Raw genomic sequence first — 13,978 nt, forward strand, 5'->3', positions numbered from 1 at the left:
GGGCTCAGCGCGCTCCCTGCTCGAGCACCTTCAGCAGATAGGCGCCGTAGCCGCTCTTGACGAGAGGCTCGGCCCGCTCGCGCAGCTCGTCGTCGGAGAGGAACCCCATCCGCCAGGCGACCTCTTCGGGCGACCCGATGGACAGCCCCTGACGCTTCTCGACGGTGCGGATGAAATCGGTGGCTTCGCTGAGGGAGTCGAAGGTGCCCGTGTCGAGCCACGCGGTGCCGCGCGGCAGCAGCTCGACGCGCAGGGCCTCCCGTTCGAGGTACGCCTTGTTCACGTCGGTGATCTCCAGCTCGCCGCGCGGCGACGGAGCGAGGCCCTTCGCGATCTCGATCACGTCGTTGTCGTAGAAGTACAGTCCGGGCACCGCATAGTTGCTCTTCGGCGCGACGGGCTTCTCCTCGAGAGAGACCACGTTGCCTTCGGCGTCGAACTCGACCACCCCGTACGCGGTCGGGTCGTCCACCCAGTACCCGAAGACGACCCCGCCGGTCAGCTCGCTGTACTGGCGCAGTCGCGTTCCCATGCCCGGGCCGTAGAAGATGTTGTCGCCGAGCACGAGAGCCACCGACTCGGAGCCGATGTGCTCCTCTCCGAGGATGAACGCCTGCGCCAGACCGTCGGGGCTCGGCTGGGCCGTGTAGGTGATGGAGACGCCGAAGCGTGATCCGTCGCCGAGAAGGCGCTGGAACTGCCCGGCGTCCTGCGGCGTCGTGATGATGAGGATGTCGCGGATGCCCGCAAGGATCAGCGTCGAGAGCGGGTAGTAGATCATCGGCTTGTCATAGACCGGCACGAGTTGCTTCGAGATGCCGAGAGTGATCGGATGGAGCCGCGATCCCGTGCCGCCGGCGAGAATGATGCCACGCATGTCCCCCATTGTGGTGGATCAGACGGGGCTCGTCGAATACGATCGCACCGCTTCGACGAATCCGTGCTGGGCAGCCCGCGCCGCTCGCGCCGCGGAATCGTGCCCGTTCGCGCGCAGTTCGCGCCAGATGTCGTCGTCCGCCACGACATCGCGCAGCGACGACGCGAGCTGGGCGAGGTCGCCGGGACGATGGGTGAGGGCGTTGTACCCGTCGAGCACCTCGTGACTGAGCCGCGCGTCCTGAGGGGCGAGGTAGGCCGCTCCGATCGACATCCCGGCGAACGGCTCGAGGCTCGAGGAGTGTGCCCGCAGATCGACCACGGCGCGGGGCCGCAATGCCCGGACATCGTCGATGTGGGCCCCGGCCGGCAGATGGGTCGCGCGGCCGATCGCATCCACCGCGGCGCGCGTCGCCGGGTCGGCGCCGAGGGTCACGATGAGATCGTCCGACGCGTCGGCCAGGTCGGCGGGGGCGACGGCGGGAGCGATGCGGCGGCGCACCTCCCAGGCCGCCTCGGCCTGGAGCTGCGCCGCGGTCCAGCGGTTGGGTGCGACGTAGTCGAACTCTGGCCGGTATCCGGCGATGATCGAGGCCTGGCGTGCCGGGTCGTGCGGGTAGGCGATGCTCTCGATCGAGGGGAGCAGGTAGATCGGCAGGGATCCCGCCGTCCCCGCCAGCCACCCCGTGGTCGCCGCACGCCAGTCGCAGACCACCACGACCCCGGGCGTCGCCGCGAGGTCGCGCAGGAGGTCCTCGTCGGGATCCTCCGACACGTCGATCACCTGCGACTGCCGGCCTTCCGCTCGGATGTGCTCGGCGAGGCCGTCCACATACCGTCGCCACATGGGTTCCGTGGCGTCGCCCACCAAGAACGTGACGGGAGCCTCGTCGGACATCTCCCGCGCCAGGAAGTCCGCCTGCCAGCGGCGCCAGAACCTGCGCATCGACGCCAGCTCACGCGGACCCTGACTGTACCCGCGCGACGCCGACTCGTGGTGGATGAGCATGGCCGCCGGCTGGTAGTAGCACCGCACCCCGCGCGCCCACGCACGCAACCCCAGGTCGACGTCCTCGAACCCCAGCCAGTACTCGTCGTCCAGGAGCCCGACCCGCTCGTACGCGTCGCGCGTGATGTAGACGCAGGCGCCCGAGATCGACCGGTTGTAGCCCGGGACGTTCGCCGTCGGCTTCATCGCCGGTGCGCCGACGTGGAGGTGCCCGAACCACTGGGGCGCGAGAAGCCTCGCGTAGTAGGTGCCGGCGTACTGGATGCGACCGGTCGGGTAGACGAGCTTCGGGCTGACCATCCCGATGTGCGGATCGATCTCGTACGCGCTGTACTGCAGCGCCTCGAGCCATCCCGGCTGCGCCACGATGTCGCTGTTGAGCAGGACGATGTCGTGCCGGGCGAGCTCCATGCCGACGTTCACCGTGCCCGCGAAGCCTCGCCGTCGGTCCTTCAGCACCACGCGCACCGTGTCGCTCTCCAGCGTCATCAGCTGCGCCGACACCTCCGCATCGATGAAGTCGTCGACGATGATGACCTCGTACTCGACGTGCGCGCAGGTCTCCTCGATGCTGCGCAGCGCCTCGCGCAGCAGCGGGAGGTCGTTGTAGCTGGGGATGACGATGCTGACCGGCCGGCCGTGCGCGTCGAACCAGGACCGCATGCCGGGATTGGGCTCGGCGCCTGCCGTGTTGAGAGAATATGATCGCCGGGCCCACTTCTCCCGTACACGCTCCTGAGCGCTGCGGGGAAGAGCGTCGACGGCACGACGTGCGATCCTCTTGAGGATGTCAGGCATAAGGCGGCGCGTTCTTTTTCGATGATTTCGGAGTTTTCCATGGTACCCATCGCACGCGAGACGCCCGCACGGCCACGGATGGTGGTGGTGGCGGCCGACGTCGTCGGCACGCAGATGGCGGGCCCCGGCATCCGCGTCGTCTCGATCGCGCGGGAGCTCGCGCGCGTCGCCGACGTGACCCTCGCCGTCGGCACGCCGGAGAGCGAGCTCAGCGCCCTCGCGGACGAACCGTTCGCGATCGTCTCCTACGACCACCCCGATGCCCTCGTCCCCCTCGTGGAGGCCAGCGACGTCGCCTTCTGCCAGATCACCGACGAGAACGTCGTGCGGCGCGGCGTCGCCGCCGGCTGCCGATTCGTCTTCGACCTCTACAACGCGCTCCCGGCGGAGGCCATCGGATCCGACCGCATCGGCGGCTTCGACACCCAGCCCCAGATGGACGACGTCTTCCGCAACGTTCTCTCCTTCTTCCGCCTCTGCATGACCGCCGGCAGCTACTTCGTCACCTCGAACGAGCGTCAGCGCGACTTCTGGATCGGCTACATGCTGGCGTCGGGCGGACTGCTCCCCAGCAATCTCGACGGTCGCGACGTGGGCGAGATCGTCGGCCTCGTGCCGTTCGGCATGGAGCGCGGCGAACCCGCCGCGACGACGCACCCGCTGCGCGGGCAGGGCGCGATCGCCGAGGACGACCTCATCCTCTTGTGGGCCGGCGGCATCTGGGACTGGTTCGACGCCGAGACGCCGATCCGGGCCGTCGCCGCGGTCCGAGAGGAGCATGCCGAGGTGCGACTCGTCTTCTACGGCACGACCCATCCGAACCCTCTCGTCGGCCGTCCCCGCAACGTCGAGCGGGCCATGACCCTGGCCGCCGAGCTGGGCGTGCTCGACGACGGCGTGCACTTCATCGACGGCTGGGTGCCGGCCGCGGAACGCGCCGGGTACCTGCTCGATGCGGATGTCGCGGTCTCTGCGCACAAGGAGTCTTTCGAGACGCGATACGCCTTCCGCACCCGCATCCTCGACCACTTCTGGGCGTCGCTGCCCAGCCTGGTCACCGAAGGCGACTGGTTCGCCGACTACATCGATCAGCTCGACCTGGGCGAGGTCGTGGGCTACGGCGACGTCGAGCAGACACGAGCCGCGATCCTCCGGCTCGCCGACCCGCAGCGACGGGCGCAGATCCGCGCCAACATCGCCCCCATCCGCGGGACGTGGCGTTGGGAGTCGACGACCTCCGACCTGATCGACGCCGTGGCCCACTGGCAGACGCGGCTGCCGCAGCGGACCCTCGCGGAGGTCACCGCCACGCCACCGGCACCGGCGCCGCGCAGCGCCCTGCGGGAGCTGGTCTCTCGCTCGCCGCTTGGCGCGCTCTACCGGTCACTCCGCAAACGGCTCTCCCGCTGAGGCCGCCTCGGCGACCCGCTGGTAGAAGTCGGCGACGTCGTCGAGCACCAGCGGCCACCGGTACCGCTGCGCGGTCTCCAGCCCGGCGCTTGCCAGCCGCGCACGCTCGTCGGGGTCCGCGAGCAGCGCGCGCAACGCCTCCGCCAGGGCGCGATCGTCGTCCTGCGGCACCATGACGCAGTTGACCCCGTCGATGCAGAAGTCCCGGTTGCCGTGCGAGTCCGTGGTCACCACGGGCGTCCCGGCCGCCATGGCCTCCAGGATGGGCAGGCAGAAGCCCTCGTGCCGCGACGTCTGCACGAAGACGGCCGCGCTGTTGTAGAGCTCGTTGACCTCGGCGTCGCTGGGGCGCTCGACGTACTCGACACCCTCGTCGACGAGCACGTCGGGCTCGGTGCCGAACAGGAGGAGGGTCGGGCGTGGGGCGGGGAGGGAGCGCCAGGCACGCGCCGTCATCGCGAAGTTCTTCTGGAAGAAGGAGCGTCCCAGCGCGACCACGGTGTCGCTCTCGCGGGGCCACCCGGGCAGTTCGCGGAAGACCGAGGGGTCGTAGCCGTTTCGGATGAGCGTCGCGGTGACGCCGACCTCGGCGAGCTCCCCACGCTGATAGGTCGCCTCGGTGACGGCGATCATCTCGCGTCGGTAGGAGGCGACGACCGCCGCCCGTGCCACCGGATCGTCCGGGTAGAACCAGGTCTCGAACTCCTGGATCAGGTAGACCGGAACGCCGTGGTTGGCCGTCGCCAACCAGACGATGTCCGCGGTCTCCCACCAGGTCGCGACCTTGATCGCATCCTCGTTGCGCAGCGACAGCAGGAGGTCGTCGTACGAGCGGTAGGTCGCGACGCGCACGCGCAGATCGAACCACTCCGGGTGCTCCTGGAGGGACCAGATCTCCACGTCGAACCCGCGGTCGGCCAGTCCGTTGGCCAGCTCGAAGACGATGCGGATGCCGCCGCTGATGCTCGTCGCGTTGAGCACGAAGATCACGCGCAGGCGTCCGTCCTCGCCGCGGACCTCCCGGTGGAGGATCCACCGGCGGGACTCCCCCACCAGCGTGAGTTCGGGCACCGTGCGCACCTCGACCGCCGTGGACGACAGGCAGAGGGTGCGGATGTTGCCGGACCAGCCTCGACGCACGAGGATGCCGACCTGTGCGTCGAGGTCGAGTCCGCGCAAGTGCCGCCCCGCGATGTCGACGCGGTCGATGGCCGCCGACGTCGCGTAGAAGCCGTGCGCGGCGGCCGTCAGCACGTACCGCGGGATGGCACCGCTTCCCTGGTCGGCCGGGCCGGTCCAGCGCGGGAGGACGTCACCCTCGCGCCGGTCGACCTCGTAGCCGGCGGCGAGCCCCGCCGGCGACGAGAACGCCGGTGTGACGAAGCCCACCTCCCCATCGCGGTGGTACTCGTGCGCCGCATGCTGGAGCTGCGAGATCGTCGGCACCGAGAGCAGCCCCTCGCGCGCGTCGATGAGGACGAGGTCCCATCGCCGGTGCTCGCGGTGCATCCAGTCGAGGATGGCCGCCAGCTCGATCTCCGGAGCCCCCGATCGCCCGGAGACGTCGACGCCGGGCGGGACGACGGTCAGCCCCGCGGCCGTCTCCGGCGACAGCAGGAAGTGGGAACGCAGCGCGCGATGCGTGTCCGTGAGCCACTTCGCCAGTCCGGGTCCCGCCGGGCCGTGGACGACGATGACCGTCGGCTTCCACCTCGAACGACGCCAATACTCCGCCCGCGCGGGGGTCAACGAGGTCGTCACTCCGTTCGCGTAGGTCGCTCCGCGCGGTGCGACGTACGCGCGCAGGCTCCGGCGGTGCGCGGCGAAGGCACGGGGCCCCAGACGGACGAGGGTGGCGAGGGCGCCGACCTTCGACGAGACGGTTTCGAGGGTATCCGCGACCAGGCGCACGGCGCGCCGAGTGATCCGCTTGAGCATGTCACCTGCTTCTGTTCGAGACTGCCGGACAGACAGCAGCTTCGAGTGTACGGGCGGTCCGCGTGAGAAGACTGGATGCCCGTTGACGGCGGCATCCGCGCCCGGAGCCCGGGAGCGCGCCCACGGGGAGCGCGACCATCCAGAGCGCGCCCATCCAGAGCGCGCCCATAGAGTAGGAGGACAGCGACCCCCTCTATCCCGAGAGATCCAGAATGATTGCGATGACAATGATGGTCCGCGATGAAGCGGACATCGTCGGTGCGATGATCGAGCACCACCTGGCGCAGGGAATCGATCTCTTCCTCGTCACCGACAACGGATCGGTCGACGGGACGACCGAGATCCTGGAGGAGTTCGCTCGCGCCGGTCGGATCGAGCTCGCGCACGACCCGCGTCATCTCAAGCAGCAACACGAGGTCGTGACCGCGATGTCGCGCGAAGCGGCCCGCCGCGGTGCACAGTGGGTCCTCAACGCGGACGCCGACGAGTTCTGGGTGTGCGCGCAGGATGCATCGCGCACCGTCGCCGAGGAGCTCGCGCTGATCGACCCGGCGATCGGCGCCTTCGAGGTGCCCGTCATCGACATGACGGGGGCGCCGGCGGTCGCCGGCAGCGGCCTGCAGCGACTGCTGTACCGCGATGAGCGCCCCGACGAGGTCATGCAGGCCCTCGGCATCCACGCGCACGCGACACCCGACGTGGCCTTCGTCCCCCGCGAGGACGTCACCGTCGCGCAGGGCAATCACTTCGTCGACGTGCCGCCGGCGGGCGATCTGGAACCCGGCCGCGGCCTGCGCGTGTATCACTTCCCCTGGCGCTCGTGGGCCCAGTTCGAGCGCAAGGTGAGCAACGCCGGGCGCGCCTACGAGGCGTCTCCGCACCTGCGCCCGAGCATCAACCACCACGGCATGAGGGACTACCGCCGTCTGCAGGACGGGCTTCTGCTCGCCTCGTACATCGCTCGGCACCCTTCCGCCGACGCGCTCGCGGAGGGGATCCGGGAGGGGTGGTTCATCGAGGACCGCCGGATCGCCGACGCGACGCCCTCCCCGGAGCCCGATGAACTCTTCTCTCCCGAGACGATCGACCTCGAGCGAGAGGTGGCTATGCGCATGGTGCCGGTTGATCGCCGTGTCCTGGGGCTCGAACGGGAACGGCGCGAGGCCCTGGACCGTCTCGCCTTCGAGAACACCCACGTCGCGGAGCTGGACGAGCTCGTCGCGAGGTTGCGCGAGGAACGGGACGAGAGCCGCCGAGCCGAGCAGGAACGACGCGACGAGATCACGGCCCTGCATCGGAGCCGCCTGGTCCGATGGGCTCTGCGACTCAGCGGCGCCCTGCACGCACGCTAGCCCCGCAGACGGCGCGCGGTGCGCTCGGCGGGTGCGACGTACACGGTTCCCCCGGGTTCGCCCCGGTATTCTGACCTGATGCGAAAGCTCCTCGTCACCGGCGGCGCCGGCTTCATCGGCTCCAACTTCGTCCACCACGTCATCGCGCACACCGACGACCACGTCACCGTGCTCGACAAGCTGACGTACGCCGGAAACCGGACCTCGCTGGACGGGCTCCCGGAGGACCGGCTCGCGTTCGTCGAGGGCGACATCGCCGATGCGGCGCTGGTCGACGAGCTGTTCGCCGGGGCGGATGCGGTGGTGCACTACGCCGCGGAATCGCACAACGACAACAGCCTGAACGATCCACGTCCGTTCCTGGACACCAACATCATCGGCACGTACACGCTGCTGGAGGCCGCGCGTAAGCACGGGACGCGTATGCATCACATCTCGACCGATGAGGTGTACGGGGACCTCGAGCTGGATGATCCGGAACGGTTCACGGAGAACACCCCCTACAACCCCTCGTCGCCGTACTCGTCGACGAAGGCGGGTTCCGACCTCCTCGTGCGCGCGTGGGTGCGCTCCTTCGGCGTGCAGGCGACCATCAGCAACTGCTCGAACAACTACGGCCCGTACCAGCACGTCGAGAAGTTCATCCCGCGCCAGATCACGAACGTGATCCGTGGGATCCGTCCGAAGCTGTACGGCAAGGGTGAGAACGTGCGCGACTGGATCCACGCCGACGACCACTCCTCCGCCGTGCTCACGATCCTCGACAAGGGTGTCATCGGCGAGACGTACCTCATCGGCGCGGACGGGGAGAAGGACAACAAGACCGTCGTCGAGCTGATCCTCGAGCTCATGGGTCAGCCCGCCGACGCCTACGACCACGTGACCGACCGTGCCGGCCACGACCTGCGCTACGCGATCGACTCCACGAAGCTGCGCACCGAGCTGGGCTGGACGCCGCAGTACCGCGACTTCGAGGCGGGACTGGCCGCGACGATCGACTGGTACCAGCGGAACGAGGCGTGGTGGGCGCCGGCGAAGGACGGCGTCGAAGCGTTCTACGCGTCGAAGGGGCAGTGACGCGGTGACCGAGTACGGGAAGCAGCTGACGGTCACCGAAACCCCGATTCCGGGGCTGGTGGTGTTCGATCTGCCGGTGCATGGGGATGCGCGCGGCTGGTTCAAGGAGAACTGGCAGCGGGAGAAGATGACCGCACTCGGTCTGCCCGACTTCGGCCCCGTGCAGAACAACATCTCCTTCAACGATGCTGTCGGCACCACCCGCGGCATCCACGCCGAACCGTGGGACAAGTGGGTCTCGGTGGCGACCGGACGCATCTTCGGCGCCTGGGTGGACCTGCGCGAAGGCCCCACGTTCGGAGCGGTGTACACGACCGAGCTGGACCCGTCGAAAGCGATCTTCGTTCCCCGCGGCGTCGGCAACTCCTACCAAACCCTCGAAGCGGACACCGCGTACACGTACCTCGTGAACGATCACTGGTCACCGACCGCGGAGTACTCCTTCCTCAACCTCGCCGACGAAACCGCCGGAATCGACTGGCCCATCCCCCTGGACCAGGTCGAGATCAGCGAGAAGGACAAGAACCACCCCCGCCTCGCACAGGTGACACCGATCCCTCCGAAGAAGATCCTCATCATCGGGTCCAACGGGCAGCTCGGCAAAGCCCTCCGCGCCCAGTACGGCGACGCACCGCACGTGGAGTACACCGACCGGAGCTCCCTGGACATCACCGCCCCCGACCTGGAGAGCGCACGCCGCTGGCGGGACTACAGCGTCATCATCAACGCCGCCGCGTACACCAAGGTCGATCTCGCCGAAACCGACGAGGGACGCCGCGACGCATGGGCGGCCAACGCGACCGCCGTCGCCGCCCTCGCCCGCGTGGCGGCCGCGAACGACATCACCCTCGTCCACGTCTCCAGCGACTACGTCTTCGACGGCACGCTCGATCGCCCCTACACCGAGGACGACGCCGTCTGCCCCCTGGGCGTGTACGGACAGACCAAGGCGGCGGGCGATCAGATCGTGTCCGGCGTGCCGCGCCACTACATCGTCCGCACCAGCTGGGTCATCGGCGACGGCAACAACTTCGTGCGCACGATGGCCGCGCTCGCCGCGCGCGGCGTCGACCCGAAGGTGGTGAGCGACCAGACCGGCCGTCTCACGTTCACCGCGGACATCGCCGCCGGCATCCAGCACCTCCTCACCACCGGCGCGGAATACGGCACGTACAACCTCACCGGCGGCGGGGAACCCACCACCTGGGCCGGCATCGCCCGGCGGGTCTTCGAGCTCACCGGTCACGATCCGGCACGCGTGACGGGAGTCACCACCGACGAGTACTTCGCCGCCGCGACGGCTCCCGTCGCGCCTCGGCCGCGCAACAGCGTCCTGGATCTGTCGAAGATCGCGGCGGCGGGATGGGCTCCCGCGGCGTTCGAGGACAGCCTGGGAGCGTACCTGGGGCACGCGAGCGGGCGGTCCTGACGGGTCAGGTCACGTTCGCGCCGAGGGGCAACTGCGCGAGGCTCCCGGACGTCACCGTGAGGACACGCGGCGAGGCCGTGCCGGCCAGACGCACGAGCGCCGACATCGACGTCACGTGACGCCGTTCGCCGCCCTGGAGGACGTAGACCTCCGCGGTGCCCGACACGCGAACGAACACGGCCTGCGGCGCGTCCGCCGAGAGGGTCAGCTTCGCGCAGGCCTCCGCTCCGAGATCGGACGGCGTGAATCCGGTCGCATCCGCGAAGGCGAACAGCGTGCCCGACGCCGCCACGTAGACGGTGCCGCCGCAGCGGACGATCGGAGACAGGGTGCCCGCCTGCGTGAAGGAGGCCACGACCGCGGCCGGGACGCTGACCACCGATGATCGGGCGATCCCCAGGTCTTCGGTCACGCCGAAGGACGGGACGTGGAGGATGCGAGCGCCCTCGATGGGCAGCCACACCGGCGCCTCACCGGTCGCCTGGATCGGGGTCCCCGCCGTCACCGACGCCTGCGGATCGCCCAGCGGGAACTGCGCGAGGGTGCCGGCTGTCACGTTCAGCACGCGCGGCGACGACGTCCCCGCCAGCTCGACGAGCTTGGCCATCGAGGTGACGTGCGCGCGGCTGCCGTTCTCCAGGAGGTAGACCTCCGCCGTTCCCGACACGCGCGCGAAGATTCGCTGAGGCGTATCCGGGGAGAGCGTCAGCACTCCGCAGACCGCCGGACCGAGATCGGATGCGGTGAAGCCGGCGGCATTGGAGAACCGGTACAGCGTCCCGGACGCGGCCAGGTACACGGCCCCGCCGCACGAGACGATCGGCGAGAGCGTGCCCGCCTTCGGCAGGGAGGCGACCACGGATGCCGGTACGGACGTCACCGACGAGCGCGGGATGCCGAGGTCTTCGGTGACCCCGAAGGAGGGAACGTGCAGCAGTCCGCCACTGCCGATGGGAAGCCACACGGGGGCCTCGCCGACGCCCTGGATCGGGACCCCGGCCGCCACCGAGAGGTACGCCGGCCCGATCGGGATCGGGGTGAGGGACGCCGACGAGACGGTGAGGACGCGGGGCGACGCGGAGCCGGCCAACTCGGACAGCTTCTGGCGGGAGGTGACGTGGCGGCGCACGCCGCCTTCGAGAACGTAGACCTCCGCGGTTCCCGATGCCTGCGCGAAGATCTTCTGCGGCGCATCGGTCGACAGCTTCAGCGTGCCGCACACGGCGGATCCGAGGTCCGAAGCCGAGAACCCGGAAGCGTCGGAGAACGGATACAACGTCCCCGATGCGGCGAGGTAGGTCTTGCCTCCGCAGGCGACGACGGCCGAGAGCGTCCCCGACTGCGTGAATCCGGCAAGGTCGTCGGACGAGACCTCGACGACGGCACCGTTCAACCCGATGTCCGACGTCACGCCGAAGGACGGCACGTAGAGCAGACGCCCGCCGTCCGCGACGGCCCAGACACGTTCGTCGCCCCGCATGCGCACGAGCTGCCCCGTCGCGAAGCGCAGACGGTCGATCTTGTACGTGCGCACGGTCGCGGCCGACATGACGGCGGCGTAGGGATCGGTGACCCCGGCGCCCTCCTTCAGGGCGCGCGCGTCGAAATACGGCACGAGGGAGGTGCCCGAGATCGCGTGGATGCGTCCGCCCGCGGTCAGTCGAGCGAACGTCGTCATCTCGCTTCCCGCGCCGAGCCTGCTGAACACCTCGGGGCCGACGTTGGTCAGGCCGGAGCCGCAGGCGCCGCCCCAGGCCGACACCAGCGTGCAGCTGGAGAAGCGATGCGTCGTCCCGCCGTCGAGGTAGGCGACGACCAGGGTGGAGTTGTTGCGCAGGTACCGCGTCGCGTCGCCGGCATCCGTGGTCGCGCCGTTGAGCAGCGACGCGGAGACCGGCGAGGGGTTCCCGAAGGCCGCTTGGTAGGCCGGCCAGTCCGCTGCCGTCACGTGGTAGCGCTTGCCCGCGGTCATCAGATAGATGTCGGCTCCGACGTTGTACAACCCGCCGTCAGCGAACTGCGTAGACCCGAACCAACTCGTGTAGTAGTTGAAAAAGTTGCGGTTTCCGTAGCTCGAGCAGCCGTCACCGAGCCCCCAACCGGCGGCAAGAGAGGCGGCGTTGGGCTGGTAAGGCGTGTAGTTGTACAGTGCCGCGGTGGCGTAGTTCTGGATGTTGAGGTTCGTCCCGCCACATGCGGCGTTCGGGCTGTACCCGATGAAGTTGACGCCCGGTTGCTTGCCGAAGCGTCCCGCCTTGTAGATCTTGAGTTGACGCACGCCCTGTACGATCTGAGGGCCCACGCCGGAGTAGGCGGGATCACACGGCGACGTATCGGGACACGACGCGCCCATCGCCGCCTGCAGGTTCCAGTCGGACGGTGCGCTGCTCGTTGTCAGCCCCTGCTCCTTCTGTAGCGTGACGAGAATCGCCTTCGCGGAGATCCCACATGCGACCTGAACGCGGTAGATCAGTTCGGATGTGCGCATGGTGCCGCCCTGGAGTGCGGAGCAGACGAGATCGCCCGTCACCGCCGAATACCAAGCGTCCCTCGAGGAAATACTGACGTTGAGGACGTTCAGGCACTTGCCGTTGCTGCAGCTGCCGATCTTCGCATCGAGGAAGGCCTGGATGTCCGCCGACGACATGGCGTTACCGTCGTAGAAGAGCGCGTCGGAGATGATGTTCTCCGGATTGAATCCGGCTACGGCGGCGGCCTGGACGATACCGGTGTCGACCGCGGCGGGAGCGGCCGTCGGCACGGCGGCGGCGGGAGCCGCGAGCACGAGCGACCCGATCAGCGCCGCTGTCGCAGCGACGGCTCCGGCGAGCATCCCTCGCTGTGAGTGCCGATCAGGGCGGGGGGACCGGACTCGGGTACGCACGTGACCATTGTTACTGATGTGACGTGCTGATACCACCGGGGCAGGCCAGACACGCCGAAGACACGCCCCGATCACGCGTCCTCACAGGTCGGCGTGCAGCTGCCAGATCCGCTCGGCGGCACTCATCCACGAGAAGGCCCGGCCGCGATCCGCGGCCAGCACGGCCTGCCGCTCGACCGCCGCGGCTGAGCCGAGCAGACCGGCGAGCGCGTCCGCGAACGCACCGTCCTCCGACGCCGGCGCCAGCACTCCCCCGTCCCAGACGACCTCGCGATGCGTTTCGGAGTCCGCGGCGATGACGGGAACACCGACGGCCAACGCCTCCACGACCCGCCACGGAAAACCGCTCAGCGTCGACGGAGCCAGCAACGCCACCGCCCCGCCCAGAACGGCCGCGCGATCCGCGTCCTCCAGGGCGCCGCGCACATGCACACGCCCTTCTGCAAGTCCGGATGCCGCCGCCAGCTCAGCAACGGCCGGCTCGTCCCCCTCGGACGCACCGATCACCACGACCGGCAGGTCCGCTCCCGCCGCGGCGATGGCCGCGAAAGCGGTGGACAGCCCCGCGGAGGCCGCCGACGACCCCGGCACGACGAGACACCCATCGGGCACATCGAGCGCCCGCCGCCGCCCGACCTCGTCGGTGGGAACGGCGAAGCCGGCCGGCGCGGCTCCCGCTATCACGCGGATCCGGTCGCCGAAGGGCGCGATCTCCGCGAGATGGTGCGCCATCGCGTGGCTCGGCACCACGACGGCATCCGCGTGCTTCAGGGCGCGCTTGAGCATCGCCCGGTGCCACGTGACGGCCGTCCGCGGCATCTCTCCCGCCCGCTCCCAGGCCGAAAGATCCCACATCGTCACGACGGTCTGGTCGTTGTCGTGGACGCGATCGTGCTTGACCAGCGGCGCGAGCGCAGTCGGCGAGTGGATCATTCCCCCGCCGATCCCCGGTGCCAGCCCGAGCTGCCACGAGGCGGCGAGCTCACGCCTTGCCAGCGAGGCGCGCGTGACGTCGGCGAGTCCGGGCACCGCCCCCTCGAGATCGCCCGCGGCATCGGGCGCCGAGGGAACGATCGCCGCCACCTCGCACCCACCGGGCGTGGTCGCGACGAGGGCACGCCCCGTCTCGCGCGATGCGAGAGCGAGGTCGGGGTCGGTCGGCGCGACGAGCTGGTCGAGCACCACGCGCAGAGTCGCGACCATGC

The 13,978-nt window shown here is 69.4% G+C and carries 9 protein-coding genes; 4 read left to right on the forward strand and 5 right to left on the reverse strand.

The window, feature by feature from the left end; all coding sequences use genetic code 11:
• Positions 1-4: 4 nt before the first annotated feature.
• Positions 5-877 carry a glucose-1-phosphate thymidylyltransferase RfbA gene (rfbA, locus tag PP359_RS05410; RefSeq protein WP_112932593.1) on the reverse strand — a complete coding sequence of 291 codons (873 nt, stop codon included), beginning with the start codon at positions 875-877 and terminating at the stop codon, positions 5-7.
• A gap of 18 nt (positions 878-895) precedes the next feature.
• On the reverse strand, positions 896-2,548 hold the full coding sequence (locus PP359_RS05415; RefSeq protein ID WP_499250052.1) for a glycosyltransferase family 2 protein: 1,653 nt from the start codon (positions 2,546-2,548) through the stop codon (positions 896-898).
• Between the two features lie 174 nt (positions 2,549-2,722).
• Here PP359_RS05415 and PP359_RS05420 point away from each other — a divergent pair, with 174 nt between their 5' ends.
• Positions 2,723-4,093, forward strand: coding sequence for a glycosyltransferase family protein (locus tag PP359_RS05420; protein ID WP_499250053.1), 1,371 nt, complete (start codon positions 2,723-2,725; stop codon positions 4,091-4,093).
• Here PP359_RS05420 and PP359_RS05425 read toward each other — a convergent pair.
• Positions 4,067-6,031, reverse strand: a complete 1,965-nt coding sequence (locus PP359_RS05425) for a glycosyltransferase family 4 protein (protein ID WP_499250054.1) — start codon at positions 6,029-6,031, stop codon at positions 4,067-4,069. The genes PP359_RS05420 and PP359_RS05425 overlap by 27 nt on opposite strands.
• A 221-nt stretch (positions 6,032-6,252) precedes the next feature.
• Here PP359_RS05425 and PP359_RS05430 point away from each other — a divergent pair, with 221 nt between their 5' ends.
• The 3 genes from PP359_RS05430 to PP359_RS05440 all read left to right on the forward strand — a co-directional run bounded on the left by PP359_RS05430 (position 6,253) and on the right by PP359_RS05440 (position 9,889).
• Positions 6,253-7,383, forward strand: coding sequence for a glycosyltransferase family 2 protein (locus tag PP359_RS05430; protein ID WP_112932589.1), 1,131 nt, complete (start codon positions 6,253-6,255; stop codon positions 7,381-7,383).
• Positions 7,384-7,461: 78 nt separating this feature from the next.
• Positions 7,462-8,460 carry a dTDP-glucose 4,6-dehydratase gene (gene rfbB, locus PP359_RS05435; protein ID WP_499250055.1) on the forward strand — a complete coding sequence of 333 codons (999 nt, stop codon included), beginning with the start codon at positions 7,462-7,464 and terminating at the stop codon, positions 8,458-8,460.
• Positions 8,461-8,464: 4 nt separating this feature from the next.
• Positions 8,465-9,889, forward strand: a complete 1,425-nt coding sequence (locus tag PP359_RS05440) for a sugar nucleotide-binding protein (protein WP_499250056.1) — start codon at positions 8,465-8,467, stop codon at positions 9,887-9,889.
• Positions 9,890-9,893: 4 nt separating this feature from the next.
• Here the strand turns inward: PP359_RS05440 and PP359_RS05445 are convergent, their stop codons facing one another.
• Entirely contained in the window at positions 9,894-12,722 is a 2,829-nt protein-coding gene (locus PP359_RS05445; RefSeq protein ID WP_499250057.1) for a hypothetical protein, read from the reverse strand.
• 132 nt (positions 12,723-12,854) lie between these two features.
• Positions 12,855-13,976 carry a glycosyltransferase gene (locus tag PP359_RS05450; RefSeq protein WP_499250058.1) on the reverse strand — a complete coding sequence of 374 codons (1,122 nt, stop codon included), beginning with the start codon at positions 13,974-13,976 and terminating at the stop codon, positions 12,855-12,857.
• Positions 13,977-13,978: the final 2 nt, after the last annotated feature.

The sequence above is a fragment of the Sphingomonas sp. BLCC-B65 genome (assembly GCF_028550675.1).
Taxonomy (GTDB): Bacteria; Actinomycetota; Actinomycetes; order Actinomycetales; family Microbacteriaceae; genus Microbacterium.

Bases quoted from the DNA above. Each gene is read 5' to 3' on its own strand.
- rfbA (WP_112932593.1), bottom strand. From the start codon at position 877: ATGCGTGGCATCATTCTCGCCGGCGGCACGGGATCGCGGCTCCATCCG.
- PP359_RS05415 (WP_499250052.1), bottom strand. From the start codon at position 2,548: ATGCGGTCCTGGTTCGACGCGCACGGCCGGCCGGTCAGCATCGTCATC.
- PP359_RS05420 (WP_499250053.1), top strand. From the start codon at position 2,723: ATGGTACCCATCGCACGCGAGACGCCCGCACGGCCACGGATGGTGGTG.
- PP359_RS05425 (WP_499250054.1), bottom strand. From the start codon at position 6,031: ATGCTCAAGCGGATCACTCGGCGCGCCGTGCGCCTGGTCGCGGATACC.
- PP359_RS05430 (WP_112932589.1), top strand. From the start codon at position 6,253: ATGACAATGATGGTCCGCGATGAAGCGGACATCGTCGGTGCGATGATC.
- rfbB (WP_499250055.1), top strand. From the start codon at position 7,462: ATGCGAAAGCTCCTCGTCACCGGCGGCGCCGGCTTCATCGGCTCCAAC.
- PP359_RS05445 (WP_499250057.1), bottom strand. From the start codon at position 12,722: ATGCTCGCCGGAGCCGTCGCTGCGACAGCGGCGCTGATCGGGTCGCTC.
- PP359_RS05450 (WP_499250058.1), bottom strand. From the start codon at position 13,976: ATGGTCGCGACTCTGCGCGTGGTGCTCGACCAGCTCGTCGCGCCGACC.